Origin of the sequence: Streptomyces sp. NPDC058469, assembly GCF_042721125.1 — a bacterium.
Lineage (GTDB): Bacteria > Actinomycetota > Actinomycetes > Streptomycetales > Streptomycetaceae > Streptomyces.
This window is the reverse complement of record NZ_JBHXME010000008.1, coordinates 1-26,998: the sequence shown is the minus strand read 5'-3', so window position 1 is coordinate 26,998 and position 26,998 is coordinate 1. Positions and strand designations below refer to the sequence as shown.

The 26,998-nt window shown below is 70.0% G+C and carries 23 protein-coding genes and 1 pseudogene; 9 read left to right on the top strand and 15 right to left on the bottom strand.

The features are described 5' to 3' along the window. Nucleotides 1-14: 14 nt before the first annotated feature. The 5 genes from ACFWP5_RS06980 to ACFWP5_RS06960 form a co-directional block, all read right to left on the bottom strand. Nucleotides 15-1,868 carry a glycoside hydrolase gene (locus tag ACFWP5_RS06980; RefSeq protein WP_384151442.1) on the bottom strand — a complete coding sequence of 618 codons (1,854 nt, stop codon included), beginning with the start codon at nt 1,866-1,868 and terminating at the stop codon, nt 15-17. A 115-nt stretch (nt 1,869-1,983) separates the two neighbouring features. After that, nucleotides 1,984-3,231 (bottom strand): ROK family transcriptional regulator, encoded by a 1,248-nt coding sequence (locus ACFWP5_RS06975; RefSeq protein WP_384151440.1) that lies wholly within the window; start codon nt 3,229-3,231, stop codon nt 1,984-1,986. A 206-nt stretch (nt 3,232-3,437) separates the two neighbouring features. After that, entirely contained in the window at nt 3,438-4,682 is a 1,245-nt protein-coding gene (locus tag ACFWP5_RS06970) for an FAD-binding protein (RefSeq protein WP_384151437.1), read from the bottom strand. After that, nucleotides 4,679-5,005, bottom strand: a complete 327-nt coding sequence (locus ACFWP5_RS06965) for a hypothetical protein (protein ID WP_384151434.1) — start codon at nt 5,003-5,005, stop codon at nt 4,679-4,681. The genes ACFWP5_RS06970 and ACFWP5_RS06965 overlap by 4 nt, the downstream gene beginning before the upstream one ends. A 5-nt stretch (nt 5,006-5,010) precedes the next feature. After that, on the bottom strand, nt 5,011-5,550 hold the full coding sequence (locus ACFWP5_RS06960) for a TetR/AcrR family transcriptional regulator (protein ID WP_384151431.1): 540 nt from the start codon (nt 5,548-5,550) through the stop codon (nt 5,011-5,013). Nucleotides 5,551-5,677: 127 nt separating this feature from the next. On the opposite strand from ACFWP5_RS06960, the gene ACFWP5_RS06955 reads away from it, so the two are divergent. From ACFWP5_RS06955 to ACFWP5_RS06945, 3 genes are all read left to right on the top strand, one after another. After that, nucleotides 5,678-6,337, top strand: a complete 660-nt coding sequence (locus ACFWP5_RS06955) for a pyridoxamine 5'-phosphate oxidase family protein (RefSeq protein WP_384151428.1) — start codon at nt 5,678-5,680, stop codon at nt 6,335-6,337. A gap of 286 nt (nt 6,338-6,623) precedes the next feature. Further along, a complete protein-coding gene (locus ACFWP5_RS06950; protein ID WP_384151425.1) occupies nt 6,624-7,943 on the top strand; it encodes a radical SAM protein in 1,320 nt (439 codons plus the stop codon). Nucleotides 7,944-8,158: 215 nt separating this feature from the next. Next, nucleotides 8,159-9,655, top strand: a complete 1,497-nt coding sequence (locus tag ACFWP5_RS06945; protein ID WP_384151422.1) for a cellulose-binding domain-containing protein — start codon at nt 8,159-8,161, stop codon at nt 9,653-9,655. Nucleotides 9,656-9,730: 75 nt separating this feature from the next. Here the strand turns inward: ACFWP5_RS06945 and ACFWP5_RS06940 are convergent, their stop codons facing one another. Further along, nucleotides 9,731-11,839, bottom strand: coding sequence for a DUF4157 domain-containing protein (locus tag ACFWP5_RS06940; protein WP_384151418.1), 2,109 nt, complete (start codon nt 11,837-11,839; stop codon nt 9,731-9,733). A 262-nt stretch (nt 11,840-12,101) separates the two neighbouring features. Here ACFWP5_RS06940 and ACFWP5_RS06935 point away from each other — a divergent pair, with 262 nt between their 5' ends. Beyond that, nucleotides 12,102-12,479, top strand: a complete 378-nt coding sequence (locus ACFWP5_RS06935; protein ID WP_384151416.1) for a hypothetical protein — start codon at nt 12,102-12,104, stop codon at nt 12,477-12,479. A 353-nt stretch (nt 12,480-12,832) separates the two neighbouring features. After that, nucleotides 12,833-13,264, top strand: a pseudogene (locus ACFWP5_RS06930) (GTPase RsgA); the annotation flags it as partial. 328 nt (nt 13,265-13,592) lie between these two features. Here ACFWP5_RS06930 and ACFWP5_RS06925 read toward each other — a convergent pair. From ACFWP5_RS06925 to ACFWP5_RS06900, 6 genes are read right to left on the bottom strand one after another with little or no spacing between them, the layout of a single operon-like run. Beyond that, the gene (locus ACFWP5_RS06925; RefSeq protein WP_384151413.1) at nt 13,593-14,672 is read right to left on the bottom strand and encodes an acetamidase/formamidase family protein; all 1,080 of its coding nucleotides are present in this window, start codon (nt 14,670-14,672) and stop codon (nt 13,593-13,595) included. A 38-nt stretch (nt 14,673-14,710) separates the two neighbouring features. Next, nucleotides 14,711-15,412, bottom strand: a complete 702-nt coding sequence (locus ACFWP5_RS06920; RefSeq protein ID WP_384151410.1) for a FadR/GntR family transcriptional regulator — start codon at nt 15,410-15,412, stop codon at nt 14,711-14,713. Between the two features lie 32 nt (nt 15,413-15,444). After that, nucleotides 15,445-16,392 carry an arginase family protein gene (locus ACFWP5_RS06915; RefSeq protein ID WP_384151407.1) on the bottom strand — a complete coding sequence of 316 codons (948 nt, stop codon included), beginning with the start codon at nt 16,390-16,392 and terminating at the stop codon, nt 15,445-15,447. Between the two features lie 50 nt (nt 16,393-16,442). Continuing rightward, nucleotides 16,443-17,207 carry an amino acid ABC transporter ATP-binding protein gene (locus tag ACFWP5_RS06910; RefSeq protein WP_384151404.1) on the bottom strand — a complete coding sequence of 255 codons (765 nt, stop codon included), beginning with the start codon at nt 17,205-17,207 and terminating at the stop codon, nt 16,443-16,445. Further along, the gene (locus tag ACFWP5_RS06905; protein ID WP_384151401.1) at nt 17,204-18,091 is read right to left on the bottom strand and encodes an amino acid ABC transporter permease; all 888 of its coding nucleotides are present in this window, start codon (nt 18,089-18,091) and stop codon (nt 17,204-17,206) included. Before ACFWP5_RS06905 ends, ACFWP5_RS06910 begins: the two co-directional genes overlap by 4 nt. Beyond that, entirely contained in the window at nt 18,091-19,002 is a 912-nt protein-coding gene (locus tag ACFWP5_RS06900) for a transporter substrate-binding domain-containing protein (RefSeq protein ID WP_384151398.1), read from the bottom strand. The genes ACFWP5_RS06905 and ACFWP5_RS06900 overlap by 1 nt, the downstream gene beginning before the upstream one ends. An 821-nt stretch (nt 19,003-19,823) precedes the next feature. On the opposite strand from ACFWP5_RS06900, the gene rsgA reads away from it, so the two are divergent. From rsgA to ACFWP5_RS06885, 3 genes are all read left to right on the top strand, one after another. Continuing rightward, nucleotides 19,824-20,927 (top strand): ribosome small subunit-dependent GTPase A, encoded by a 1,104-nt coding sequence (rsgA, locus tag ACFWP5_RS06895; RefSeq protein WP_384151395.1) that lies wholly within the window; start codon nt 19,824-19,826, stop codon nt 20,925-20,927. Between the two features lie 150 nt (nt 20,928-21,077). Continuing rightward, nucleotides 21,078-22,511 (top strand): DNA-3-methyladenine glycosylase 2 family protein, encoded by a 1,434-nt coding sequence (locus ACFWP5_RS06890; protein WP_384151705.1) that lies wholly within the window; start codon nt 21,078-21,080, stop codon nt 22,509-22,511. Next, complete coding sequence (locus tag ACFWP5_RS06885; RefSeq protein WP_384151392.1) at nt 22,508-23,017, top strand: methylated-DNA--[protein]-cysteine S-methyltransferase; 510 nt, start codon at nt 22,508-22,510, stop codon at nt 23,015-23,017. The genes ACFWP5_RS06890 and ACFWP5_RS06885 overlap by 4 nt, the downstream gene beginning before the upstream one ends. Nucleotide 23,018: 1 nt before the next feature. Here the strand turns inward: ACFWP5_RS06885 and ACFWP5_RS06880 are convergent, their stop codons facing one another. Next, nucleotides 23,019-23,426 carry a PPOX class F420-dependent oxidoreductase gene (locus tag ACFWP5_RS06880; RefSeq protein WP_384151389.1) on the bottom strand — a complete coding sequence of 136 codons (408 nt, stop codon included), beginning with the start codon at nt 23,424-23,426 and terminating at the stop codon, nt 23,019-23,021. Between the two features lie 178 nt (nt 23,427-23,604). Here ACFWP5_RS06880 and ACFWP5_RS06875 point away from each other — a divergent pair, with 178 nt between their 5' ends. Then, entirely contained in the window at nt 23,605-24,822 is a 1,218-nt protein-coding gene (locus ACFWP5_RS06875) for an SGNH/GDSL hydrolase family protein (RefSeq protein WP_384151386.1), read from the top strand. Nucleotides 24,823-24,836: 14 nt separating this feature from the next. Here ACFWP5_RS06875 and ACFWP5_RS06870 read toward each other — a convergent pair whose 3' ends face one another. Then, nucleotides 24,837-25,319 carry a DUF456 domain-containing protein gene (locus ACFWP5_RS06870; protein ID WP_384151383.1) on the bottom strand — a complete coding sequence of 161 codons (483 nt, stop codon included), beginning with the start codon at nt 25,317-25,319 and terminating at the stop codon, nt 24,837-24,839. 36 nt (nt 25,320-25,355) lie between these two features. After that, nucleotides 25,356-26,336 (bottom strand): helix-turn-helix domain-containing protein, encoded by a 981-nt coding sequence (locus tag ACFWP5_RS06865; RefSeq protein ID WP_384151380.1) that lies wholly within the window; start codon nt 26,334-26,336, stop codon nt 25,356-25,358. Between the last annotated feature and the right edge of the window lie 662 nt (nt 26,337-26,998).

The window sequence follows — 26,998 nt, the reverse complement described above, 5'->3', positions numbered from 1 at the left end:
CGTTCAGGTGGTCATTACACCTTTGACCAGGCCTCGTTGGCCCCGCCGTTGCAGCTGTAGAGGATCACTTCGCTGCCGTCGGCGGTCGCCTGCCCGCTCACGTCGAGGCATTTCCCGGACGCCTCGCTGAGGATCTGGCCGTTGCCGTTCAGCAGCCATCGCTGGCCGGGATCACCCGTGAAGTCGGCGGAGGTCGTCAGCCCCGAACTCCCCACCGTCAGATACCCGTTGGCGCTCTTCAGGCCGCCCTTCGCGTCGTACGACCACACCTGCTCGGCCCCGCCCGTGCAGGTGCCGAGCGCGGCACCCGAGGTGTCCGCCGTCAGGCACTTGCCGGACTGTCTGCCCTGGAGGGCGCCGGTCACGGCCGAACTCCCGTGTCCCTTACGGTCCTTCTGGTCGAAGACGTACGTCGTGATCGAGCGGGCGGCGAGGGTCGTGGACACCGTGGAGCCGCTGACGTCCGGCTCGGCGACCTTCGCCCAGTTCTCCGTGGCCGACGTCCGTACGGCCTGCGTCGCGCGCACCGGCGTCCTGTTGTTGAAGTGCAGGTTCAGCGAAGTGTCCGTCGCGTTCTGGTTGTTGACCACGACGACCCACTTGCCGTCCCGGTCGTACGAGCTCACCTCGACACCGCTCGGCGCTCCCGTCACGTTGTGCGCGACCGAGCCCGGTGTGACGAACTTGCTGTACTGGCCGAGCGCGTAGTACCGCTTGGTGAAGTACAGCGACTGGTTGCCGTTCGTCGCGTAGTCGGGGTCGTAGTAGATCAGCCCGTCGTTCCAGCCGACGTCGTTGCGCGCGGCCGGGTCCGTGCCGTAGCCGCTGGCGAGGGCCACCCACCACTGGAACGCCGAGTCGTGCGAGGTCGCGAAGTCCTTGTAGATGATGCGGGACATCAGCAGGGCGTTGTCGATCGTCGGGTCGTACTCCTGGTTCCAGCCCGTGCTGCCCTTGCCGAAGCAGCAGATCTCGGTGGCCCAGGAGGGCTTGCCGACCGTCTTCGCCGTCTCGTAGACATTGCCCAACTGGCCGTCGTTCGGGTTGTTGTACGTGTGATGCGCGAGCTTCGACACGTACTGTGCGGTGTCCGGCTGCGAGATCCACTGCGGGACCTCGGTGGTGAAGCTGACCGTGCTGCTCGACTCGTCGGCGATGATCGAGGTCTTCTGGTGCCGGGCCCGCTGCTCGGCGCCCAACGCCCGCACGATGTCGTCGCGTTGGTCGACGGTGACCTGCATGCCCTCCTGGCCGCAGTCGCCGAAGTCGTTGTTCGGCTCGTTGAAGGGGCTGATGTAGTCGAACTTCGCGCCCTGCCGGGCGAAGTGCGCGGTGACGTCGGCGATGTACTTCGCGTAGTCGCTCTCGTTCTCCGGCTTCAACCGGCCGCCGCAGCTCTGCCCGTTGGTCGTCCACTGTGCGGGCGCGCTGTTGACGAACCCGATCAGATCCTGGACACCGTACTTCGCGGCGTACTTGAGGAACGTCCGGCCGCCCTTGTCCTTGCTCCAGTCGTACGTGCCGTCGGCGTTCAGGAAGTCCTGGGCGGCACGAGCCGACGTGGTGACCGCCGCGCCGCCACCGCCGATGTTGTAGCGGTACGAGGAGAGGTCCAACCCCTTGGACGAGAAGAGGAGTTGGGCCACCCGGGCCTGGACCGCGGGCGTGAAGTTCTGCAGGTCGTTGACCCACCAGGCGCCGGACGCGCCGATGTTGTCGATGGTCTGGGCCGCGTGGGGAGAGACTTCGGCCGGTGCGACGCCGTCGGCGTTCGCGGGCGGCGCGGAGAGCAGGGCCCCGGTGACAGCGAATGCGGCTGCCGCTGTCGCGAGGATCGATCTCCTGGGGTGGCGGTGAGTCACGTGCATCCCTTCCGTCGTCATGAAGGTGGTGCGATACGGCTCCTTGCGGGGGTGGTGCGCTTACCTGGCTGTGCCTTTTTGTGCGAGGGCGCCCAAGTCGGTGTCGAGGGCACGACTGTGCTCAGCCCTTCGGGCCTCCGCGCGCTCGTGCCCTCGACACCGACGCGCCCCGCTGCCCGGCCGACTGAAGTGCCCCTTCCAGCGCGAACGTTGCCGCGCCCAGGCACGCCGGGTCGGTGAGGATGGGGGAGAGGACGATCCGGGTGGCGGCGAACGGCCGCCTGAGCGCGTGCCGTTGGACGGCCTCGCGCACCTCGTGCAGCAGGGGTTCGCCGAGCCTGCGGGCGACCCAGCTGCTGAGCACGACGACTTCGGGGTTGAGGATGTTGACCAGGTTGGCGATGCCCGCGCCGACGTAACGGGCCGTCTCCCGGACGACCTTGAGGGCCACGGGGTCGTTCGCGTCCACGCCGTGGGCCAGGGCGTCGATGGTGGCCGTCTGGTCCTCGGGGTGCAGCAGCGGGCTGCGCGGGCTCAACTCCCGTAGGTTCAGCATGATTCCGGGCGCGCCGACGTACGCCTCCACACAGCCGTGGTTGCCGCAGCGGCACAACCGCCCGTCCAGGACGAGCGTGGTGTGGCCCCACTCGCCGGCGCTGTTGCTCACCCCCCGGTACAGCGCCCCGCCGAGCGCGAGCCCCGCGCCGACGCCGGTCCCGAGGTTCACCACCACCGCGTCCCCGCGCCCGCGCGCCGCCCCGAACCACATCTCGGCGACCGCGCAGGCCCGCAGCGGGTTGTCCAGGTACAGGGGATAGGCGATCACCTCGGACAACAGGTCGAGCAACGGCACGTCGTGCCAGTCCCAGTTGGGCGCGTACTCCGAGACACCGGTGTCGCGGTCCACCTGCCCCGGCACGCTCACCCCGACGCCCAGCACCCGCGCGCCCTCGATGCCGGCCTGCGCGACCACCGAGCCGACGGCGGCGGCCACATGGCTGACCACCTGTTCCGGCAGGCTCTCACCAGGGCGCATGTCCTCGTCGGCGCGGGCCAGCACGTTCAGTGCCAGGTCGAAGAGTTCGACATGGACGTACGTCTCCGCGATGTCGACGCCGATCAGCGCGGCCCCCGACGCGTTGACCGCCACGAGACCGCGCGGGCGGCCCCCCGCCGAGTCCTCGAAACCGACCTCGGTGATCATCCGCAGGTCGAGCAGTTCACCGACCAGCGTGGCCACCGTCGCCAGGCTCAGCCCGGTGGCGGCGGCCAACTCCTGCCGGGAGGTGGGCGATTCGGCGATGATCTGACGCAGCACCTCATAGCGGTTCGCGGTTCGGATGTCGCGTGATGTGCCGCGCCGTTTCATCGAGCTCCCCTCGCCGGCAAGCACCGGGTGTACGAGTGCTTTTCCTGCCGGGGGTCCGGGGGTTGTCCCCCGGGAAGGCACAGTGCCGGAGCGGTCGCCATCCCTTCCCCCTCGCATCATGCCGAGGCACGACGGCACCGGCGCGCGGCAAGGCTATGGGCAGCGGGCGACGTTCGACAAGGGGTTAGGAAAGGGGCTGTACAAAGTCAGTCACCGAAGACGTCCCGGACGAAGGAGTTGGCGAATTTGCCCTCCGCGTCGAGGTCCCGCGCCAGCGCCGCGAAGTCGCCGAGCCGCGGATAGCGCCCGCGCAGCACCTCCGCCGGAGTGGTGAACACCTTGCCCCAGTGCGGCCGCGCGTCGAAGGCATCCAGTGCCTCCTCCAGCCGCCGCACCACGGGCAGGACCGTCTCCGTGTCCTCGATCCAGGTGAAGTGCAGCGCCACCGTGTCCCGCCCGTACGAGGGGCTCAGCCACTGCGCGTCGGCGGCGACCGTCCGCACTTCGCAGACCTGCAGTACACCGGCGACCGTCTCCCGGATGCCGTCGACCGCATACAGCGCGTCGAGCGCGGCAGACCGCGGCAGCAGATACTCCGACTGCAGCTCCGACCCGCTGCTCGGCGTGAACTCCGCCCGGAAGTGCGGCAGTCGCTCGTGCCACGGCCCCGGCACCCCGAGCTGCTCGGTGGTGTTGACCGCGGGCATCCCCGGCACCGGGTGCAGCGCCTCGGCCGCGGGCGCGGCCCACGGGAAGTCGACCGGTGGCTGGTCGGTGCGCCGCTTCAGCCACACCTGCCCAAAGCCCGGCTCCCGCCAGTCGGTGAACAGACTCACGCTGTACGCCGACGCCGCCACCGTCTCGAAGTCCAGCCCGGCGAGCGGCAGTTCGGTGAAGACGTACTGCTCGACGTCGAAGGCCGGCTCCAGGTCGAGGGTGAGCGAGGTGACGACACCGAGTGCGCCGAGGGAGGTCACGGCGCCGTCGAAGCGGTCGTCGCCGCGCGCGATCGTGACCGTGGAACCGTCCGCCGTCACGATCTCCACCTCACGGACGGCCGACGCGAGCGAGCCGTTGCCGACGCCCGAGCCATGTGTGCCGGTCGCCACCGAACCGGCCACGGAGATGTGCGGCAGGGACGCCATGTTGGGCAGCGCGAGCCCGTGCCCGTCCACCCGGCGGGCCAGCTCCGCGTACCGGACGCCGCCCGACACCCGTACCGTACGGGCCGTCGTGTCCACGTCGAACTCGGGCGGCAGTGCGGCGATCGACAGCAGGGTGCCGTCGGGGCCCGGCTCGGCGATCTCGTTGAAGGAGTGGCCGCTGCCCAGCACCCGTACCCGCGCGCTCTCGGCCACGAGGGTCCTGAGGGCGTCGAGTGTGTGCGGGCGGTGGAGTTCCTTCGCCGCGTAGGTGATGTTGCCGGCCCAGTTGGTGACCGTCTCCGTCATGCCTGTCGTCCCTCCGGGAGCGTGCGTTCGCGTGTTCTGCCCCAGGGGTCGGTGCGCCACAGCCGGGCGTGGATCAGCCCGACCAGGAGGACTCCTGCTGCTGCCGCAGCATAAGTCGGCAGCCGATGTGCCTGCGTATCGGTGTAGTGCCAGCAGACGGCCGCGGCGACGATCAGCACCCAGCCGGAGAGGACGTTGGTGGTGGCGGAGGGGCGGAACGGCCCGGGGCCGAGGCCCTCGCCGGTGCTGCCCATCACGTAGTACGGGAGGCCGTTCCCCGCGCAGAATCCCGCGGCGAGACCGAGGGCAAGCGTACCGATCATGGTGCTCAACTCCTTTGGGGCGGCGTGGTGTTGAGGCCGTTCATGACGAGGTCGACCAGTCGGCGCAGCCGACCGCGGAGCACCTCCGGCGTGCCGTCGGACTGGCCGATGCCGACGGTCGAGGCGAGCAGGAGCGCGGCGGTCTCGCGGGGTTCGGGAGCCTCGGCGAGCAGGTCCACCAGGGCATCGAGCAGCCGGTCCTCGACCGAGGCCAGTCCCATCGCGGCGGCCTCCGCGACCAGCTCCTGCCGGAACCGTGCCTCCGTGACACCGATCACCGTCTCAAGCTTCACCGAGAGCACGCCGTAGACCTGGTCGGCCGGTGTCCCCTCGGCGTCGCGGGCGTGGTGGGCCGCGTCCGTCGTGAGGTCGGTGACACGGGCGGCGACGGCGGCGAAGACGTCCTGCTTGTTCGCGAAGTGCTGGTACAGCGCCGGCCGGGACACGCCCGCGGCCCGCGCGAGGAGTTCCATCGAGGTCTGCCGGAACCCGTACCGGCTGAAGACGTCGACGGCCGCTGTGACGATGTCGTCCCGCTTGCTCATGCTGACAATTCTGACGATAAATGTCAGAGACGTCAATGCTTCGGATTTCGTTGTACCGGCGCCGGATGGATGCGGCATTCGATGGATGTATGGCCTTTGATGTACTGGATCGGTAGTCTCCGGCGGTATGACCGATCGTCTCCCGCAGACCGACCTCACCCGGCACCGCCGCCTCGCCGACCAGGGCAGCCTCGACCGAGCCGACCTGGACGCGATTCTCGACGCCGGTTTCGTCTGTCACCTGGGGGTCGTGATCGAGGGGCGGCCGGTCATCGTACCCACGGTGTACGGGAGGGACGGGCGGCAGCTGTATTTCCACGGGTCCGTCGCGAGTCGTAGCCTCGCGGGCGGTGCCCCCGTGTGCGTCACCGTCACGCACGTCGACGGGCTGGTCCTCGCCCGGTCGGTCTTCGAGCACGGGGTGAACTACCGCAGCGCGATGATCCACGGGGTGCCCCGCAAGGTCACCGACCCGGAGGAGAAGCTGGCCGGCCTGCGCCGCCTCACCGAACACGCGACGCCGGGACAGTGGTCGTACGCCCGACTCCCGAATCGCAAGGAACTCGCCGCGACCACCTTGCTCGCCCTCTCCCTCGACGAGGCGTCGGTCAAGATCCGCACCGGTGGGCCCGACGACGGGGACGGGCCGGACGCCGAGCTGGGCGTGTGGGCGGGAACGCTGCCGCTGACCTCGACCTGGGGCGCGCCCGTGCCGGACCCCCTGCTGCCACCGGGCATCCCGGCACCGGAGCACATCGCGCGCCGCGAGGGAACCGGGCAGGGCTGACCCGGCAACGATCTCTGCCCGGGCCCGGAAGCCCCAACCCCGCCCACCCCCATGCCCTTGGGGGCGCGGGGCTGTGTCGATATGCGGCTCCGCCGCGAGGACGCGCCCAGCCACAACGCACCCGCACCCCGCGACAACCCGAGCCCCCACCCCCGGCCCGGCCGCCCCGCCAAACCCGCCCCAACCGCACCACACCGGCCCCCCGCTCCCCCCGCCCAACCGCCGGAGGCATACCGTGAGGAGTCGTACGCCTGAGCAGGGCGCCTGAGCCGGGAGGAGACACGGGATGGGCAGCCGCACCGCGCTGGTCGAGGATCTGATGGAGCGCTTTCCGGATGTGCCGCGGGAGGCCGTCTTCAAGGAGGACCTGCTGCGCGGGGGTGTCGCCTTCGACCCGTCCGCGCTCAGCGACAACGAGGACGGCGAGGTCAAGCCGAAGTCGTACTTCATCTTCTCCTTCGACCACGGCACCCTGCCGGAGCTGGGCGAGGCCGCGCTGAGGCGCCCGCCGGAGGAGATCATCCTCACGGGCGGCCCGTACGACCTGCGACGGACCGTCGTCTCCGTGCGCGTGAACCCGACGTCGCCGTACCGCGTGGCCTCCGACGAGGACGGTGTCCTCGGGCTCTACCTCGACGGGAAGCGGATCGCGGACGTCGGTGTGCCTCCGATGCCGGAGTACTACCGGCACAAGCTCGCCAACGGCAAGTCCGTCATGGAGGTGGCCCCGACCATCCAGTGGGGCTACCTGATCTACCTGACCGTCTTCCGCGTCTGCCAGTACTTCGGCGCAAAGGAGGAGTGCCAGTACTGCGACATCAACCACAACTGGCGCCAGCACAAGGCCGCCGGCCGCCCGTACACAGGGGTCAAGGACGTCGAGGAGGTCCTCGAAGCCCTGGAGATCATCGACCGCTACGACACCGCGAAGACCTCCACCGCCTACACCCTCACCGGCGGCGCGATCACCAAGACCGTCGCCGGGCGGGACGAGGCCGACTTCTACGGCCACTACGCCAAGGCCATCGAGGAGCGCTTCCCCGGCCGCTGGATCGGCAAGGTCGTCGCCCAGGCGCTGCCGAAGGACGACGTGCAGCGCTTCAAGGACTACGGCGTGCAGATCTACCACCCCAACTACGAGGTGTGGGACGAGTACCTCTTCAAGCTGCACTGCCCCGGCAAGGAGCGGTACGTCGGCCGCGACGAGTGGCACAAGCGCATCCTGGACTCCGCGGAGATCTTCGGCGCGCGCAACGTGATCCCCAACTTCGTCGCGGGGGTGGAGATGGCGGAGCCGTTCGGCTTCACGACCGTCGACGAGGCGATTGCTTCCACGACCGAGGGCCTGCGCTTCTTCATGTCGCACGGCATCACGCCCCGCTTCACGACCTGGTGCCCGGAGCCCACCACCCCGCTGGGCAAGGCCAATCCGCAGGGCGCTCCGCTGGAGTACCACATCCGCCTGCTGCAGGCCTACCGCTCGACGATGGAGGACTTCGGGCTCAAGTCCCCGCCCGGATACGGCGAACCGGGCCCCGGCCGCGCGGTGTTCTCCGTCAGCTCCTTCATGGACAGTCTCCCCGCCGACGAGCCCGCGCCTTTGTAAGGTAACGGTGTGGCCAACTCCTGCGACGGGTGAGCCGGGAGAGGCTCGGACACGTACAACTGCACAGAGGACGACTGACGGTGACCGCAATTGAATACGCGGCTTGTCAGTTGTGTGGGGTGCGTGAAAGGCTCTGGCCCTGTCACGAGGCAGCCCCCCTCCAACTTGCCTACTGTCAGAGCTAGTTGGCCGTCATTCGTGGATGCAGGAGACCCATGCCCGACCTGCCGACTCCTCAGGACGCCGCTGAGGCAGCGCTGTTCACCGACAGCTGGGACGCCGTGCTGTCCTACGCCGACCTGTGCACGTCCGGAGCCGCCTCGGCCACCGAACTGGCCAGTGAGGCCTTCGCACTTGGCATCCAGGAGGCCCGCTCCGCCGGGTCCGGTCCGATGCGCGGACCGGCCCGCCGGGTGCTGCCGGTGATACCGCTGCTGCTGACCGCCGTACGGACCACGGCGGCCGCGTGGGAGCTCGCCGGGCGGGGGCACCGGCTCGACCCGGACCTGCGGCTGTGGCTCAACTCGGAGAAGGCGGCCCGCTACCACGGCATGCCGTTGCAGCGCCCGATCGCCCTGCGCGGTCTGCGGGACCTTCAGGAGGCGGACGCGGCGCTGCTGTGGCTGGCCGAGGTGGAGGCGCTGCCGCTGCCCGTCGTGGCCCGCCGTCTCGCCCTCGACCCGGCGCTCGTCTCCAGTGAACTCGCCCAGGTACGGGGCCTGTTCAGGGACCGCTGCCACCGCAGCCACCTCGACACACCGATGGCCGCGGAGTGCCGCAGCTACGCCCGGCTGCTGGACGCGGTGACCCGTTCACCGGCCGCCGACACGCCCGAGGACCTCTCACGGCACCTCGCCACCTGTGTGCAGTGCGCGGAAGCGGCCGCGTGCCTGCGGCTGGCGGGCGGCGGACTGCCCGCGGCCCTCGCGGGCGGGGTGATCGGCTGGGGCGGGCTCGCCTATCTGGAGCGCCGCCGCCGGGCCGCCGAGGTACGGCTCGGCGCGGGGCGTCCCGTGGCCGAACTGGAGGCCGGGGAGCCGAAGGAGGGCGCGAGCAAGGCGCGCCTCGTACGCAACGGACTGCTCGCCGCCGCCGTCCTGTTGTCGCTGGTGGCGCTCGGGGTGTCGATGATGCCCATGGGCGGCTCCGGGCACGACAACGCGGCCGGCGACAACGCCGACCGCCAGCCGGTGGGGGATCCCGCCCCCACCCTGTCGTCCGTCGGAGCCCACCCGTCGGGCACGTCCTCGCCGTCCACCCGGCCCGAGGCGAGCGATACGGCGGCGACCGACTCCGGGGACAAGAACCCCGACACGGAACCCCAGGGCACCGCCTCGGCCACCGCGAGCAACTCACCCGCCCCGACGAAGAGTTCGGGTTCGGGTGCGACCACGCCGGTGAGCTGCGACGTCACGTACGACCTCGTCAACCAGTGGCCCGACGGCTTCCAGGCCGCCATCACCGTCACCACCACCAAGGCCCTCGACACCTGGCGCGTCGCCTGGTCCTACCGCGACGGCCAGCAGGTCACCCAGATGTGGGACGCGACCGTCGCCCAGGACGGCTCCCGGGTCAGCGCCACCGCCGCCGACTACAACAAGAACGTCGCCGCGGACGGCAGCTTCACCTTCGGCTTCCTCGGGACGTGGGACAACAGCAAGAACTCGGCGCCGTACGGGTTCACGCTCAACGGGGCGGCCTGCAGCAAGTAGCCCTGTCCGTACGGCTGTCACCCGCCCCGGTGTGGTCTCCGCGCGGGTGACGACCGTAGAAGACGAACTACGTTCTCACGAACCGACGTTGCTGCGTTTGCCGATCAAGTCCCGGTACAGGGCGGCGCGTTCCTCGGACGTCTTGGCCTTGTCCAGTGCGGCCTTCCAGTCCTCCTCCAGGTCCTTCAGCTTCTGCACCCAGTTGCCGAAGTCCTTCAGATCGACGTGGCGTTGGCTCGAACCGAGGGGGGCGTCGGCACCGACCTTGTCGTCCTTGTGTCCGCCGAACTGGCTCACCGGGTTGTTGTTCTTCTCGCTGCTCGTGATGCCGTGCTGGTAGCCGTCGGGGGTCCTGCCACCGGGCCCGGCGGTCTCCAGACCGACCTGAAGTCCCCCGTCGCGCTTGTCGGTCGGGGGCTTGTACCCCATGAACATGTGCCCGTACGACTCGTTCGGGAGGATGGTGTCGCCGTGGTAGTCGGTGTTTCCCATGCCTCCGGTGGCCACGGGCAGGCCGTAGAGGTGGCTGTGGGGGTCGAGCCAGTTCTGCACGGTGGCCCCGATTTCGCCCTTCTCCACAAAGCCGCCGCGCGTTCCGTCCGCCCTGTTGTCGCCGATCTCCAGGTGATGTGTGCCGAACCCGCGCCGGTACACCGGCTTCTCGGGCGTCGACTTGAGCTGCCAGGGCTTCGGGTCCTCCTTGGTGATGTGGAGCCACTGGGGCAGTTCGTAACCGTGCTGACCGTTGGCGAGCTGCGGAATGCGGATATTGACGCGTCCGCCGTAGGCCAGGGCGTGGGCGACGTCGTCCTTGAAGTCCTCGTGCATGCCGGCCTCCGGGTTGAAGACCTTCAGCCCCTCCTTCAGGAGCAGGAAGATCTTGGTCAGCACCTCGGTGCCGCGCTGGACCCGCTCCCGGTGCTTGCCCGCGTCCGGTACGTCGTCGCTGATACCGGGCGGGAGCATGGTCTTCACGAAGGTCTGGAAGATCTGGTTGTTCCGTTCCCCCGTGAGCTGGTCCTTCTCGGACTGCGGGGTCTCCTCGGCGTGCATGGCCATGTGGTGGCCGAGTTGGTAGTCCGAGCGGGTGGGCTTGTCCGGTGACTTCCCCTGGCCGCGCTCCTCGACGTTCTGGCGCCAGCGCAGGGTGGCCACGAGGAGACGTTTGCCCTCGGGCTGCTGGAGCCAGTTGTGGAAGTCGCCCGCCTTGATGTAGGCGTCGGCCTCGGTGGTGGTGCAAATGCCCACGGTCTTCAGCCACTTGGGGTCCTCGGACTCCACGGCCTTGATCGCCTCCAGCTCCTGGTCGGTGAAGCTCGGGCCACCGCGCACCCGCCTGTGGATGACCGCCCGTACCTCCTTGTTCCCGGCCTCCTGTTCACCGCCGCCGACGAGCAGCCGCGCGAGACGGACGATGACCGGGGGTGAGGCCGTGATCGGCGGGGTGGTGGTGTGGGGCGGGGGCATGGTCGACGGGCCGGGCCGGTCCGCCCGCTGGACGGGGAGGTCACCGTCCACGCTGCGCTGCACCGCCCCACCATCCAAGGCGGCCCCGGGCAGCGACAGTTCGGGAGCGGCGCCCCTGGCCAATTTCCGGCCGTTGGCGCCGGCGCTCCTCTCGAACGGGTCGTCCGGGTGGGAGACCTTCTCGCCCTGGCCGTTGTCGGTGCCGGGCACGGGCCCCAGGGCCTGCTGGCGTACGTGGTCGACCTCTTCGTACATCACCTCGTCCTCGACGCGGTTGCCGCCGAGCACGATGTGGGAACCGGTGGTGTAGGCCAGGGCGCCGAGCTCCTCGGCGGAACGCTGGGCGACGGGGCCGCTGTGCACGCGTACGTGGCCGAAGTCCATGCTGTACGCCTGCTCGGCGCGCTGCAGGATGCGGGGCTCCAGCGGGCGTCCCGGGGAGCCGACGGCGTCGACGACGGATGCCCGCCGCTGCACCGGCACCGCCCCCTCGGCGGCGCTTGTCTCCGGCCCACTGTGCTGCCCTTCGCCGCGCTGCTCGTCGGCGCGCTGCTCGTCCCGGGCCCGCTGGATCGCGCGGCTCACCGCGGCGTTTCCGGCGGACTGTTGGAGCGCGGTGAGCGGGGGGAGGGCGGCGGCGGGTCGGGACGCGGGCCGAGGCGCGGGGCGTCCGCCGGCGCGGTCACCGCTCGGGCGGTTCTCTCCCTGGATGCGCATCTGCGGTTCCCCTCTGGTCGGCGGGTGCCCTTGCCTGTTACGGGTGCTCTTCCCTCTTACCTGATGGGCGGCCGGGGGTGGGAAGTCCGTAGGGGCAGAGTCGGGGGCAGACTTGCCGGGGGGATGGGGATTGGGTGTGCCGGGTGAATGGGGAAGCGGGCGTTTCCGGAACACGGCGTAGGTCGCCAACGTCCCCCGCGCGCACAGGATTTGGAGGCCGATCAGGGCCCTGTGTCAGACCCGGGTGCGGCGGCGCAGTGCGATGAAGCACAGCGTGCCCGCTCCGGCCGTGATGAGGGCCGACGCGGCCACGGAGGCCGCCGAGATTCCGCTGCTCCCGGTCTTGGCCAGTTGCGTGGGCGTTCCGGAGGTTGTCCCGGAGATTGTTCCGGAGGATGTCGTGGTGGTGGCCGGGGTGGTCGTTGCCGTGGGCGATGTGGAGGGCGCGGTCGGGGTGGCCGATGTGGACGGCGTGGCTGATGCGGTCGGGGTGGTGGTGCCGGAGGTGGCCGCCTTCACCATCGAACACCCCGAACCTCCGTTGCGCGCACCGGTCGGCGCACCCGCCGAGCGGGCCCTACGAGCCCGCAAGGAGGCTCCTGAGAACGAGCCCTTCCTGCTGGCCGAGATCGACTGGTAGGTGTCGGGTGGGACGAAGAGCTCGTGCCGGACGCGTGCCGGGTTGTACGGGAACCGCGAGGAATACCGGGGTTCCGGCTGACCTGTCCGCCGGGGTGCTCGCCATGGGCGCGCGTTAATTCGGTGGCGTCGCGTCCCGCGCACCTTCTAGTGTCGGCCCCGTTGGAGCGGCGACCAGGGGTCGCCGTGGGTGATGTGAGCATGTTGTGGGAGGTGTGACCGATGGCTGTCTCTGTGATGGGCGCTGCCCGCATTCAGAAGTGCATCAAGTCCACCTCCGTGGCCACCGGCTGACCTTCCTCTTCCACCGCGCCCGAGTGCGCGCGCCGGGGCCGCCCTTGTGAAGGGTCTCCCTTGACTTCCACCTCTGCTTTTCACGCGCTCGCCCGCTACGGCTGGGACGACGCGTGGGCGGACGAGTTCGCCCGCCACGACGCCGAAGGACTGCTGGCCGGCCGGGTCGTCCGGGTCGACCGGGGGCAGTGCGACGTCGTCACCGCCGACGGGACGCTGCGCGCCGACACCGCGTTCGTCACCCCGAACGACCCACTGCGCGTCGTGTGCACGGGCGACTGGGTCGCCGTAGACCCCGAAGGCAGCAATCCGCGCTACGTCCGGACACTCCTGCCCCGTCGTACCGCCTTCGTGCGCTCCACCTCCTCCAAGCGGTCCGAGGGGCAGATCCTCGCGGCCAACGTCGACCACGCGATCGTCGCCGTACCGCTGACCGGGGAACTCGACCTCGGCCGTATCGAACGGTTTCTCGCGCTCGCGTGGGAGAGCGGCACAACTGTGCAGCTTTGAAGGATGGTTGTGTTTCGGCTTCAGCCCCGCCCTCTGCCTCGGTTCCCCTTGACACACGAGCGCACACGTCCAGTGCGACGTTGCCGGACCAGGACATGCCCAACACGTTGTAGTCGTCAGCGGTGCCGGCCTTGTCCGGCATTCCGCAGGGGGGTAGGTCGCCGGTACCGCACGTGGTGGGCACATTGCTCGCGGTGCGGCGGCCTCTGGACGCTCCGGCCTGCCGTGGGCTCGCACGCTCCGGCTCGACGCCCGGCGCCGGGGGCCGGTGAGGGGAGCCCGACGCGGAGTCGGTCCCGGGCCTGCTCGCTCAGCGCCAGGCGTGGCCTTCCACCAGTGCGAAATCGGCGAGCCTTATCCGGGCGTGCACGCCCTTGACCACGTCGACGACCTGGGAGATGTCGAAGTCGGTCGCCGCGCTGAGGTAGGCGTACGCCAGCTCGTGGTCCATGCCGAAGGACGCCTTGAGGAGGTGCAGTGCGTTGCGGGCGCACTTGGCTACCGCCTCGTCGAGGTCGGTGTCCAGACCGGTCGGCACGAGATAGTCCGGGGTCCGTGCCACCGGGCCGCGGGCATCGCCGAACAATTCGATGGCCCGCTGCCGGGGGATGACGTCGATCGTGAGTGTGGCGCGCAGCGGTGCCTCCAGCGCGGTCAGCGAGATCTCGCCGTTGCCCTGCGCGAAGTGCGGGTCGCCGATGTAGAAGCCGGCGCCGGGTATCTGGACGGGGAGGTACAGGGTGCTGCCCTCGCGCAGCAGCGAGATGTCGATGTTCCCGCCGTGTTCGCCGGGCGGGGTGGAGTGCAGCCTGCTGGAACCGGGGGTGGCCACGCCCATCAGGCCGAGAAACGGCGCGATCGGGAAGCGCACCCTGCGGTCGGCGGACCCGGTGGTGAGTGGCAGGGCGGCCTGCGCGGTGGCCAGCCCGTCGGCCGCGCCGAGGACCGAGCAGAAGATGCTGGTCAGCTTGCCGTCGGCAGGGAATCTGCTGGGCAGCAGTCCTTTGGCATGTCGGCTGGAGATCACGCCGTAGGAGGTGCGCGGGACCAGCTCGTCCACCCGTACGGCGAGGTAGTCGCCGACCGCCGCGCCGCGGACCTCGATCGGCCCGGTGACGATGTGCGGCCCGTCGACGGGGGTGCGGTGGGCGCCGGAGGCGATGGCGACGGTGTCGGCCAGGACGTCTTCGCGGGGGACGCCGTGGCTGCCGAAGAAGGCGACCGGGTCGCGGCCCTGGTCCTCCATGATGCCCTCGTGGCTGACGGTGTCGACGGAGACCTGTTCGCCCGGGTCGACGGTGAGGACCGCTGTGTCGTCGGCGCAGGGCAGGCGGCCCCACAGCGTTGTCGACACCGAGGCACTGAGGTGCTGGCGCGTTGCGCCGGTCATTGTTCCTCCGGAATCAGGGCTGCTCATGGACTCTCGGTTCAGAACGACGGGTAGCTCCGCTTTGTCAGCTCGGCGACGTCGGTGAGGTGCGCGAGCATCGCGTCCCGTGCCGCCGCGCCGTCGCCGTTCTGTACCGCGTCGAAGATCAGCTGGTGTCCCTCATGGGAGGCCCGGCGGGCCTCGGAGGTCTCGTGCGAGAAGGAACGCACGGATTCCGTCCAGGTGTTGGCCAGGGTGTTGAGGGCCACCATCAACGGGTTCTGGGAGGCCTGGGCCAGCAGCATGTGGAAGCTGATGTCGGCCTTCAGCGACTCCTCCTGGGACAACTCGCGGCCGCTCTTCTCCAGCACCTGCTCAAGGGCGTGGATGGTCGCCCTCGTCGCGCGTTCGGCGGCGAGCTGTGCGAACTTCGGCTCGATCGTCTCGCGCAGCTCCGCGACGTCGCGCAGCGTCCGGTCGGACTCCGGCATCTCGTCGTACAGCGCCTGCGCGTGGGACGGCACCTCCAGCAGGATGGTGCCCCGGCCCGGCTTGCGCTCGACCACTCTCTTGACTTCCAGTTCGTGCATCGCCTCACGCAGTGACACCCGCGAGACGTTCAGAACCTGCGCCAGCTCACGCTCGGGCGGGAGCTTGGCGCCCGGCTCCAGGGAGCCGTCGCTGATCAGCGTCTCGATGTGGGCGACGATCTCCTGGCTCACGTTCAGCGACCGGCGTACGAACGCGTCGAACCCGTCCAAGGCTCCTCCTGTGGTCGGTTGGCCCGGTCGGCTCATGACGCGGTGACGTCACGGCGGGCGGCGAGGATGTCGAGGAATTCCAGGATCACCCGGACGGCGAGGTTACCGGTGAGCCCCTGCACGTCGTGGGGAGGGCTGACGGTATTGACGTCCAGGGCCACCGCGTTGAGGCCGGCGAAGGCGCGGAGGAAGTCGAGGCCTTCCCGCGCGGTCGGCCCGCCCCACTCCGGGATCGCGACTCCGGGCGCGGCGGACGGGTCGAAGAAGTCCATGTCCCAGCAGACATAGACCGGGCGGTCGCCGAGGGATGCGGCGATCGTGGCGGCGACGGAGGCGGAGCCCTGGGCGGCGAAGTCGTCCATGGTGATGATGCGGTGGCCGAGCGGGCTGACCCTGGCGTGCGTCCCGCCGAGAGAGGACAGCGTGCCGCGGACTCCGACGTGGAACGTCAGCTCGGGGTCGACGAGTCCCTCTTCGTGGGCCCGCAGGAAGGTCGTCGTGGTGGTGTAGCGGCCCGCGCCCTCCACGTCCCACGCGTCGCTGTGCGCATCGCAGTGGATGACCGCGAGTGTCCCGAACCTCCGGTGGGCGGCGCGGAGTTGGGGAAGTGTGACGGAGCCGTCGCCACCCATGGTGATCGGGACCGTACCCGCTGCAAGGAGGGCGCCGGTGGCCCGCTCGATCCGTTCCATCGCCTGCTCGACGTCTCCGGGCACCAGCGCGAGATTGCCCTGGTCCATCACGTCGAGTGCGGAGATGAAGTCGCGTTCGGAGTGGAACAGGAAACGCCGGTCGGGGAGGGCGGACCGGCGGATGTGGTCCGGTCCCTGGCGGCATCCGATGCGGGAGGCGTTGAGGCCCATGTCGAAAGGGATCCCGAGCAGCGCCGCCTTGGGCACGCTTCCGGGCGTGAGCCGGGGCAGGCCGCAGAAGGTCCCCACCTCGTACGGGCTCAGCAGTTCGGTGATGTCGGTACTCATGGCAACCGTTCTTCGTGGGTTTTCTCGGTTCGGCGTCGGTTCGGCGCGAGCTACAGAACCGCCGTCAGGAACTCGCGGGTTCGCGGGTGGGAGGGGTTGTCCAGCAGCTCGCGGGCGTCTCCGGCCTCGCAGACCTGCCCCTGGTCCATGAAGACGACCGTGTCGGCGACCTCGCGTGCGAAGCCGATCTCGTGGGTCACGACGATCATCGTCATCCCGTCACGGGCGAGATCCTTCATGACCGCGAGCACGTCACCCACCAGCTCCGGGTCGAGCGCCGAGGTGGGCTCGTCGAACAGTACGATCTCCGGCTGCATGGCCAGCGCCCGTGCGATGGCGACGCGCTGCTGCTGGCCGCCGGAGAGCTGCCGGGGGTAGCTGTCGGCCTTGTCGGCCAGACCGACGCGGTCGAGCAGTGCCCGGGCGGTGCCCACAGCCTGCTCGCGGGGGATCCGCAGCACTCCCATGGGGGCTTCGATGATGTTCTGGAGCACCGTCATATGCGGGAAGAGGTTGAACTGCTGGAAGACCATGCCGACGTGCCGGCGCTGGGCGCAGGTGTCCGAGGTCTTCTGTTCGTGGATCTTCGCTCCCACCCGGCGGTAGCCCATCAGCTCGCCGTTGACGAACAGCTTGCCGGAGTCGACGCGCTCCAGGTGGTTGACGCACCTCAGGAAGGTGCTCTTGCCGGAACCCGACGGCCCCAGGATGCACAGCACCTCTCCCCGGCGCACGGTCAGGCTGATGCCCTTGAGCACCTCCAGGCTCCCGAACCGCTTCCGCACGTTCACGGCTTCCACGATCGGTGTCGTCACGGTTTCCCTCCTCCGGTGAATCCCTGTGAGAAGTGCCGCTCGACGAAGTACTGACCGGCCGTCAGGAACGTCGTCACGGTCAGATACCAGGCGCAGGCGACGATCAGCAGGGGGATGGTCTGGAAATTACGGGTGTATATGACCTGCACCGAGTAGAGAAGGTCGGGAAACGAGATCACGCTGACCAGGGAGGTGGCCTTCAGCATGGAGGTGAGCTGGTTCGCCGTCGGCGGCAGGATGACGCGCATCGCCTGCGGCAGGACCACACGGCGGGCGACGCGCGAGGGGCGCATGCCCAGTGCGAGCGCCGCTTCTGTCTGTCCCTTGTCCACCGACAGGATCCCGGCGCGGATGATCTCGCACATGTACGCCGCCTCGTTGAGGGCGAAGGTGACCACCGCGACCACGAACGGCGTCAGTACGCCGTTGACGTTTCCGGACACGAACTCCGGGCCGAAGGGGATACCCAGGGACAGGCGCGGGTACAACGCGGCGATGTTGTAGAAGAAGACCAGTTGTGCCAGGAGCGGGGTACCCCGGAAGAACCACACGTAGCCACTGCTGGAGGCCCGCAGCACGGGGTTCGTGGAGATCCGCATCAGAGCGAGCAGGGCGCCGAGGACGGTTCCCAGTGTCATGGCGATGGCGGTGATCTCCACCGTGCGCCCGAGGCCGGCGAGTACCGATCCCGAGGTGAGGTAGTCGGCCACGACGCCCCACTGGTAACCCTCGTTGGTGACCAGCGTGTGGAGCAGCATGGCGACCAGCACCAGGACCGCCGCAGCGGCTGCCCAGCGCTGAGGATGCCGGAGCGGGACGACGGTCTCCTCTTCGTGGCCGGCGCGGTCCGGATGCCCGGTGGCGACGGCGGCGACCCGGGCCATCAGCCGCTTCCCGCGTTGAGGGTCGCCTGCTTCACAGCCAGCGACGTGAGTCCGTACTTCGCGAGTATTCGGTGGTAGGCGCCGGACTGGATCACCGAGTCGAGACCGGCCTCGACGGCCTTCGTCAGCGTGCTGCCCTTGGCCAGCGCCAGCGAGGACAGCCCGGCGTTGTAGGCCTGGCCGCTGCGCTTGAGCTGGGGGTTGTTCTTCGCCATGTAGTTCACCTGGGCCACCGGGGCGTCGAAGACCACGATGCGCCTGCTCGTGACGGCCAGGACACCGTTCGCCCCTTCCTGGTACTGCTTCACGTCAACCGCCGACTTGCCGGCCTTGGTACACGCGGCCGACTGCGTCTGCAGTGCGAGCGCCTCCGCCGAGCCCTGGATCGCTCCCGCGGTCAGGCCGCACAGCTTGGTCAGCGACAGATCGGTGTGCTTGGTGTCGGACGACGAGACCAGGAACGCGGAACCGCCGTGCAGGTAGTTGACGAGATCGACCGTCTTCTCCCGCTCGGTTGTGTCGAGCATGGGAGCGGAGGACATGTCGTAACGCTTCGCCTGAAGGCCCGGGATGAGGCCGGCGAACGACGTGTTCCGGAACGTCACCGTGACACCGAGAGCGCCGCCGATCACGTTCGCCAGCTCGACGTTCACCCCGGTCGGGGCGCTGCCCCCGTCCTCCTGGAAGACCCATGGCTGGCCGATGGTCGGATCGACGCCGACGGTGATGGACTTCGTCGAGCCGGGAAGCAGCGCGGCGGCCTTGGCGTCCACCTTCACCGGCACCGCGCTCGTAGGCGCCGCCGCCGAAGTCCCGTTGCCGCTACTGCAGCCTGCCGCCAGAACGGTGACTGCAACACAGCCAACCACCGCCGTCAGCCTCTTGCTGTGGGTCTGGCTCTCTTTACGCATCTGGCGCCCTCGCCCCTTTCCTCCGTCGTGCCCATTGGTAACTTGGTCTGACCAGTGAGACTGTAGGGCCGCCTTTCGGGGATTCCGGAGCTGAAACGATCTTTTAACGGGGACGCAACAACACCGCGTCAGCCGCGGTCCGCACGGCGCAGTGCCGCCGCCCAGGAGGACCGAACCCGTACACCATCTCCATGGACGCAACCGTTCGCCTTGGCAGCTCTGCTGAGCATCCGCTTGTTGTACCTGCCACGGCCGCGAGCGCCCTTGGCGTACCGGGCCGTCTTGCGGCCCTTCCAGAACTCGCCTGCGGAGCGGAAGCCCTTGCCAGCAACGAACGTGGCGCTTCCGGCCGGGGTGTTGCTTGCCGCCGAGCCAGCCGTAGCGGGCGGTGGTGTCGCCCACGGTGTTCACCCCTACCCCCGGCACGCAGTGGATCGGCTCCCCACGCACCATCATTGGACGGATTGCCCGGATCTTGGTCACGTCCGCTGGTGTGCTGACCGTGACGGTTCGGTGGCATGGACGCAGGCCGCCAGGGTCTCCGGGAAGACGTGACCGTGTTGGGTCATGGGTGCGCGGTAATTCGGTGGCGTCCTGGCCCGTGCACCTTCTAGGGTCGGTGATGTTCGAGCGGCAACCGCGCGTTGCCGCGGGTGACTTGGCTTGTGCTGTGGGAGGTGTGACCGATGGCTGTCTCTGTGTTGGGCGTTGCCCGCATCCGGAAGTTCATCAAGTCCACTCCCGTGGCCTCCGGCTGACCTCTCTGCTCTTTCCGCGTCTGTGTGCGCGGTGCCGGGGCCACCCTTGTGAAGGGTCACCCCTTGTCTTTCTCTTCTGCTTCGGTTTCCTCGCACCTTCTTGCCGTCTACGGCTGGGATGCGGACTGGGAAGCGGAGTTCACCCCGTTTGCCGAGCAGGGTCTCCTGCCCGGCCGTGTCGTACGGGTCGACCGCGGCCTGTGCGACGTCATCACCCCGGCCGGCACCGTCCGTGCCGACACCGAGTTCGTCGTCCCCCGTGACCCGATGAAGGTCGTGTGCACGGGCGACTGGGTCGCCGTAGACCCCGAAGGCAGCAACCCGCGCTACGTCCGGACACTCCTGCCCCGTCGTACCGCCTTCGTGCGCTCCACCTCCTCCAAGCGGTCCGAGGGGCAGATCCTCGCGGCCAACGTCGACCACGCGATCGTCGCCGTACCGCTGACCGGGGAACTCGACCTCGGCCGTATCGAACGGTTTCTCGCGCTCGCGTGGGAGTCCGGTGCCCGGCCCGTGGTTGTGCTGACCAAGGCCGACCTCGTGCCGGACGTCACGACGCTGTCGTATCTCGTCCAGGACGTGGAGACGACGGCGCCGGGTGTGCCGGTGCTGAGCGTCAGCGCTGCCACCGGGGACGGGATCGACGTGCTTGCCGCGGTCGCCGCCGGCGGTACGTCCGTGCTGATCGGGCAGTCCGGTGCGGGCAAGTCGACGCTCGCGAACGCGCTGATCGGCGAGGATGTGATGGACGTCCAGGCGACGCGTGACGTCGACGGCAAGGGCCGGCATACGACCACCACGCGCAACCTGCTCGCCCTGCCCGGCGGCGGGGTACTGATCGACACGCCCGGACTGCGCGGCGTCGGGCTGTGGGACGCGCAGACCGGGGTCGGGCAGGTCTTCGCCGAGATCGAGGAACTGGCGGGACGGTGCCGCTTCCACGACTGCGCCCACACCGCCGAACCGGGCTGCGCGGTGCTCGCCGCCCTCGACTCCGGCGAACTCCCCGAACGCCGGCTCGACAGCTACCGCAAGCTCATGCGCGAGAACCAGTGGATCGTCGCCAAGACGGACGCCCGGGCCCGTGCCGAACTGCGACGCGACTGGAAGCGGAAGGGGGCGGAGGGGAAGGCGGCGATGGAGGCGAAGCGGGGGCGCTGGGCCTGATCGGGCCGGTGACGCCGGCGCCCGGAAATGGCGCGACCAGCTGTGATGGTGTCGAGGACGACCGCCGGCACCTCGTGGCCCTCGCGACCGAACGCCCCGTCCGATTTCCGCCAGCCCCACCCCCGGGGATGGCGGAGACTGGACAGCGTGATGGACGAAGACACCAGGTACGAAGCCGTGCGGAGCCGGGATGCCCGGTTCGACGGGGAGTTCTTCTTCGGGGTCGCCACGACCGGGATCTACTGCCGGCCCAGTTGTCCGGCCGTGACGCCGAAGCGGCGCAACGTGCGGTTCTTCGCGACGGCCGCCGCCGCGCAGGGCTCGGGGTTCCGGGCCTGCCGGCGGTGCCGTCCGGACGCCGTGCCGGGGTCGGCCGAGTGGAACGCGCGCGCCGATGTCGTGGGCCGGGCCATGCGGCTGATCGGCGACGGCGTCGTGGACCGCGAGGGCGTCGCCGGGCTCGCCGTACGGCTGGGATACAGCGCACGGCAGGTCCAGCGGCAGCTCACCGCCGAACTCGGCGCCGGGCCGGTCGCCCTCGCCCGGGCCCAGCGGGCGCACACCGCACGCGTGCTCGTGCAGACCACCAACCTGCCGATCACGGAGATCGCTTTCGCGTCCGGGTTCGCCAGCGTGAGGCAGTTCAACGACACGATCCGCGCCGTGTACGCGTCGACCCCGAGCGAGCTGCGGACGATCAACGCGCCCAAGGGGCCGGCGAACGGGGCCGGACCGTCCGCCGGAATCCCGTTGCGGCTCGCCTACCGGGGCCCGTACCAGTCCGCCGCCGTCTTCGACCTCCTCGCACGCGAGGCCGTCCCGGGCATCGAGGAGATCACCGGCACCACCGGCCGCCGTACCTACCGCCGCACCCTCCGCCTTCCCTACGGCACCGGAATCGTCGCCGTCGACGAACGTCCCGGCGCCCTCAAAGCCGCGTCTCCCGCCCACCCCGGCGGCTGGCTCGACGCCCGTCTGCATCTCACCGACCACCGCGACCTGACCACCGCCGTCCAGCGGCTACGACGGCTCTTCGATCTCGACGCCGATCCGTACGCCGTCGACGAACGGCTCGGCGACGATCCCCGGCTCGCCCCGCTCATCGCCGCCCGACCCGGCCTGCGCTCACCGGGTGCCGCCGATCCGGAGGAACTGGCCGTACGGGCGCTGGTCGGGCGGGCGGAGGCCGAACTGCTGGTGCGGCGATACGGCAAGACGCTGGACGCCCCGTCCGGCGGCCTCACCCATCTCTTCCCCGAGCCTTCCGCACTGGTCGGGGCAGCATCCGGCGAGCCCCTGGCCGCCCTCGCCACCGCCCTGGCCGACGGCACCGTACGACTCGACGCCGGCGTCGACCGGGACGACGCGGAGCAAGCCCTGCTCGCGCTGCCCGGCATGGACGCCGCCACCGTCGCCGTCATCCGTACCCGCGCCCTCGGCGACCCCGACGTGGCGCCGCCCGGCGTCGACATCCCGGACGCCTGGCGCCCCTGGCGTTCCTATGCCGTACAGCACGTCCAATGCGCGCAACACGTACAAGACGTACAACACCTGTGCACAGCAGGGGAGTTGGAGTCCCGATGACCGACCCGAGCCCCGCCCCCAACGGTATTCGCTGGACGAGTTTCGACAGCCCCGTGGGCCAACTCCTCCTCACCGCCGACGAGTTCGGCGCCCTCACCTCCCTCTCCGTGCCCGGTCAGAAGGGCGGCCGTACCGTGCGGCCGGAGTGGCGGCAGGACCCCGGCCCCTTCCGCGCCGCGGGCGAACAGCTCACCGCCTACTTCGCCGGTGAACTCAAGGAATTCCAGCTGGAGTTCCGCTCCTCCGGCACCGACTTCCGTGAGCGCGTGTGGACCGCCCTCGACTCCGTTCCGTACGGCGCGACGACGACGTACGGCGAGATCGCCGCGCGGATCGGCGCGTCCCGGGCCGCCGTCCGGGCCGTGGGCGGGGCGATCGGCGCCAACCCGTTGCTGGTCGTCCGCCCCTGCCATCGGGTGATCGGCGCCGACGGGTCCATGACGGGTTATGCGGGCGGCCTCGACCGCAAGGTGCAACTGCTGACCCTGGAGGACGCGCTGCGCTGAGCTAGTCCGCCCCCGGTTCCGTGCCCACTCCCGTCTCCGGTTCTGTCTCCAGGCCCCAGCTGTGGATCCGCCGGGGGTGGATGCGGATCACTTCCTCGCTCATGTGCGGCCCCAACTCGTGCGGACCGACGAGGAGTTCGGCCTCGCCGCGGATGTCGATGCCGCGTACCTTCCATGGCCTGACGCTGACGATGTCGTCCACGACCAGCGCGACCTTCGGGTTCTTCCGCAGGTTGCGCCACTTCTTCGTCGTACCCATCGCATAGCCGCCGACCAGGATCGTCCCGTCGGCCTGCGGGAAGAAGCCGACGGGGTTCGCCTGCGGCTGGCCCTGCGGGTCGACGGTGGCGAGGCGTCCCAGCCGCTGCGATGTGAGGTACGCGCGTTCGGCCTCGGTGAATTCGGTCATGAGCGCAGCCAAACACGCCTGCCCGCCCCGCGCATCGGCCTGCGGTCCCAGGCCTTCCGCCCTACGCCCTACGCCGGACAGGGGACGCGGAGCCCGGCACCGGTGATGCTCCGTCGTCCGCCCGTCCCGGCGTGTCACGGTCGCCTCCTTGTGGCTGGTGGGGAGAGGCGGAGCAAGCATGGTCGGGGCCGGACGGGTCGTCGTGGCACTGCTGGTGTTCGTGCTGGGAGCGGGAGTTGGGGAGGGCGCGGCGACAGCCGAAGCCCTCGCCCCCGACCCGTTCGGCACCTGGACCGGCACCTGGGAAGCCGCCCCCTCCGGAACCGCGCCGGCCCAGCCCGGCGCCTCCCTGCGCAACGTCGTCCACCTCAGCGTCGGCGGAAGTGCCACCCGCGTCCGGCTCACCAACCGGCTCGGCACCGCGCCCCTCCGTCTCGACGCGGTGACCGTCGCCCTGCGCGAGGCGGGTCCGGACGCCGTGCCCGGCTCGATGCGCGTCGCCACCTTCGCGGGTGCCCCGACGGTCACGATCCCGGCGGGCCAGGACCTGGTCAGTGACCTCGTCCCGCTCGCCGTACCCGACAGAGCGGACCTGCTCGTCACCGTCCACACGCCCGACGACTCCGGCCCGGCGACCTACCACCGCGCGGCCGGACAGACCAACTACCGTGCGCCGCAAGGGAGTCGGGCCGCCGACGTCGACGGTTCCGCGTACACGACGATCACCACCTCCTGGTACTACGTCACCGGCGTCGATGTCCTCGACGCCCCGGCGGCCGGCAGTGTCGTCACCCTCGGCGACTCGCTCACCGACGGCAACGGCTCAACCCGTGACGCCAACCACCGTTGGCCCGACCGGCTCGCCGAACGTCTCGGCGCCCTGCCGCCGTACAGCCGCCTCGGTGTCCTCAACGCAGGCATCTCCGGCAACCGCCTGTTGCGCGACGGCGTAGGTCCGAGTGCCCTGTCCCGTCTCGACGCGGATGCCCTGTCGCGGTCGGGTGTGCGCGTGCTGATCGTCCTCGAAGGCATCAACGACATCAAAGGCACCCCGAACGCCACCGACCCCGGCGCCTTCGAGAGCGCCTACCGCACCCTCGTGACCAGCGCTCACGCCCACGGCATCCGTGTCATCGGCGCGACCCTCACGCCGTACGGCGGGGCCGGCGGTTTCACGGCGGCCCGCGAGGCCGTACGGCAGAAGATCAACGTCTTCATTCGTGGTGGCGGGCCCTTCGACGGGGTGGTCGACTTCGACGCGGCCGTTCGTGACCCGGAGCAGCCGGATCGGATCCGGCCCGTTTACGACTGCGGCGACCACCTGCATTTCAACGACGCGGGCATGCGGGCGCTCGCCGACACGGTCGACCTCAGCGGCCTCACCGCGCTCAGCTGAGTCCCCGACCCGAATCAGCCCCAGATCACCGCGCCGACCCACGCCCCCATGATCAGCAGGCAGGTGAACAGTTCGGTCAGCACGCTGGAGCCGCCCGAGCGCATCGCGGTACGAAGGGAGGCCATGGCCTCGCCGTGCCGGCCCAGCCGTAGGCGTTCGTGGAGGTAGATCCCGGCCATGAAGCCGGGGATCGCGCCGAGCACGGGGATCAGGACGAAGCCGAGGAGCGCGCCGGCTCCGGCGTACACGCCCATTCGGGGGGTCGCGCCGCTCGCGCGCAGCCGGCGGGCCGGGAGGGCCCAGCGCACCACCTGGGAGAGGAAGAGGACGACCGTGGCGCCCACGAGGACGCCCCAGGACACCGGCTGCGGGTCCTTCAGCGCCCACCACAGGACCGCGGCCCACACCAGCCACGACCCCGGCACTCCGGGCACCAAGACTCCGCACAGGCCGAGCAGGATGACGACGCCGACCAGGAGGAGTTCACCCACTCCCATCTGCCCAGCCTGCGGGATACCGGGTGAAACCGCAGGTCAGCTACGGGCCACCCAGCCCCGTTCGTAGGCGTGCCAGCCCAGTTGCAGCCGGGTCGTCACGCCGGTCAGCTCCATCAGCCGCTTCACCCGGCGCTGGACCGTCCGCAGGCCCAGGTCGAGCTGTTTCGCGACGCTGGCGTCGGTCAGCCCGGCCAGCAGCAGGGACAGCACCTCCAGATCCGTGCCGTCGGGGCCGTCCGGCTGCTGCTCGGTGGCGCCGGACGCGCCGAGGCGCAGTGGGAGCGCGTCCCGCCAGACCGACTCGAAGAGTCCGCAGAGCAGCTCCAGCAGGCCGCTCGCGTGTACGACGAGCGCGGCGGGTTCCGCGGTGTGCGAGGTCAGCGGCACCATCGCGAGGGTCCGGTCGGCGAGAACCAGCTTGGTCGGCACCTTGTCCAGCACCCGCACCTGTTCGTCGCGGCCGAGCGCTGCGGTGAGTTCGGTGATGCCGTCGGGCAGGTCGAGCGCGGCGCGTTCGAGGACGACCCGGTAGCGGACCCCGCGGCCGGCGGCCTGTTCCTCCGCGTCGTTCTCCATGCCGGTGACGGCGACCGGGGTCCCCGTGACCAGCGCGCAGACCTCGTCGGTCGCGCCGAGCTGGAGTTGCAGGAACCGCTGGGTGACGGCCGCTGCGCCGATCACCACCTCCACCAGATCGTGTACGGCGGGTTCGGCGGCGGTGGCCCGGTACTCCTCGGCGAGCAGCGCGGCGGCCAGTTCGGCCTTGTCCAGTTCGTGCCGCTGCTGGGTGAGCAGCGCGCCCAGGGCGACCCCGGGCGGGGCGGCGACCCAGCGGCCGGGGCGGGCCGAGGACTGGGCCGCGAGTCCGTGCTGTTCCAGGCGGCGCAGGGCGCGCTCGGTGTCGTACTCCCCGATGGTCAGCCGTCGTGCGAGATCGGGCACGTCCGCGGCGCCGACGGACACCAGTGCCCGGTACGCCGACTCGTGTGCCTCGTCCAGGCCTATCGCTCCCAGCATCAGGCGTCGTCCCTCCCCGAAGACATGACCCCGTGGGGTGTGCGGTGGCGGAATCGGCCGTGGTGGCGGGAAACAGCCACGGCGCGAACCCGCCTCGGCACATCATCGCCGTACCACCCGTCACTCTGCCAAGGTTGCGCCACCGGGGCATCAACCGCCGCCCGTAATGCCGGTATTGGGCGTTCTTGCCCTGCGGGTTCGCGCACGGTGGGTCGTGGGGACGACGGGCGTGAATCACAGGGGAACTTCAGGAAAGCCGGTCACACTCGGGGCCGGGTGGGCCGAACCCGCAACGGGATTCGGTCACAAGGAACGTGGCCCGGCCCCATGGCGTGCGCCGGCACGCAGGGGATCCCACGCAGGGGATCCGGGGCCGGGTCACTCAGGTCGTCGCCGGGCGGTCCTCCCGTGGGGGGTGGGACCGTCCGGCGGCCCTGTGTCGGATGGGCGTTCGGTACGTCATCCGACACGCCGTTCGACGAGGGGCGCGCACCCGATTTTCCGGACGCCCCGTTTCCAACTGGCCCATGCGGTGGACAATTAGGGGCATGAGCCAGCAGGGGGGAACGCCGACCGGTCACGAGGACGACTGGTGGAGCCAGCTGTACGACGACACCGCGGACGACCCGGGTCCGACGGCCGCGGGGGACTCCGTCGACGAC

Bases quoted from the DNA above. Each gene is read 5' to 3' on its own strand.
- ACFWP5_RS06980 (WP_384151442.1), bottom strand. From the start codon at position 1,868: ATGCACGTGACTCACCGCCACCCCAGGAGATCGATCCTCGCGACAGCG.
- ACFWP5_RS06975 (WP_384151440.1), bottom strand. From the start codon at position 3,231: ATGAAACGGCGCGGCACATCACGCGACATCCGAACCGCGAACCGCTAT.
- ACFWP5_RS06970 (WP_384151437.1), bottom strand. From the start codon at position 4,682: ATGACGGAGACGGTCACCAACTGGGCCGGCAACATCACCTACGCGGCG.
- ACFWP5_RS06965 (WP_384151434.1), bottom strand. From the start codon at position 5,005: ATGATCGGTACGCTTGCCCTCGGTCTCGCCGCGGGATTCTGCGCGGGG.
- ACFWP5_RS06960 (WP_384151431.1), bottom strand. From the start codon at position 5,550: ATGAGCAAGCGGGACGACATCGTCACAGCGGCCGTCGACGTCTTCAGC.
- ACFWP5_RS06955 (WP_384151428.1), top strand. From the start codon at position 5,678: ATGACCGATCGTCTCCCGCAGACCGACCTCACCCGGCACCGCCGCCTC.
- ACFWP5_RS06950 (WP_384151425.1), top strand. From the start codon at position 6,624: ATGGGCAGCCGCACCGCGCTGGTCGAGGATCTGATGGAGCGCTTTCCG.
- ACFWP5_RS06945 (WP_384151422.1), top strand. From the start codon at position 8,159: ATGCCCGACCTGCCGACTCCTCAGGACGCCGCTGAGGCAGCGCTGTTC.
- ACFWP5_RS06940 (WP_384151418.1), bottom strand. From the start codon at position 11,839: ATGCGCATCCAGGGAGAGAACCGCCCGAGCGGTGACCGCGCCGGCGGA.
- ACFWP5_RS06935 (WP_384151416.1), top strand. From the start codon at position 12,102: ATGAAGCACAGCGTGCCCGCTCCGGCCGTGATGAGGGCCGACGCGGCC.
- ACFWP5_RS06925 (WP_384151413.1), bottom strand. From the start codon at position 14,672: ATGACCGGCGCAACGCGCCAGCACCTCAGTGCCTCGGTGTCGACAACG.
- ACFWP5_RS06915 (WP_384151407.1), bottom strand. From the start codon at position 16,392: ATGAGTACCGACATCACCGAACTGCTGAGCCCGTACGAGGTGGGGACC.
- ACFWP5_RS06905 (WP_384151401.1), bottom strand. From the start codon at position 18,091: ATGGCCCGGGTCGCCGCCGTCGCCACCGGGCATCCGGACCGCGCCGGC.
- ACFWP5_RS06900 (WP_384151398.1), bottom strand. From the start codon at position 19,002: ATGCGTAAAGAGAGCCAGACCCACAGCAAGAGGCTGACGGCGGTGGTT.
- ACFWP5_RS06890 (WP_384151705.1), top strand. From the start codon at position 21,078: ATGGACGAAGACACCAGGTACGAAGCCGTGCGGAGCCGGGATGCCCGG.
- ACFWP5_RS06885 (WP_384151392.1), top strand. From the start codon at position 22,508: ATGACCGACCCGAGCCCCGCCCCCAACGGTATTCGCTGGACGAGTTTC.
- ACFWP5_RS06880 (WP_384151389.1), bottom strand. From the start codon at position 23,426: ATGACCGAATTCACCGAGGCCGAACGCGCGTACCTCACATCGCAGCGG.
- ACFWP5_RS06875 (WP_384151386.1), top strand. From the start codon at position 23,605: ATGGTCGGGGCCGGACGGGTCGTCGTGGCACTGCTGGTGTTCGTGCTG.
- ACFWP5_RS06870 (WP_384151383.1), bottom strand. From the start codon at position 25,319: ATGGGAGTGGGTGAACTCCTCCTGGTCGGCGTCGTCATCCTGCTCGGC.
- ACFWP5_RS06865 (WP_384151380.1), bottom strand. From the start codon at position 26,336: ATGCTGGGAGCGATAGGCCTGGACGAGGCACACGAGTCGGCGTACCGG.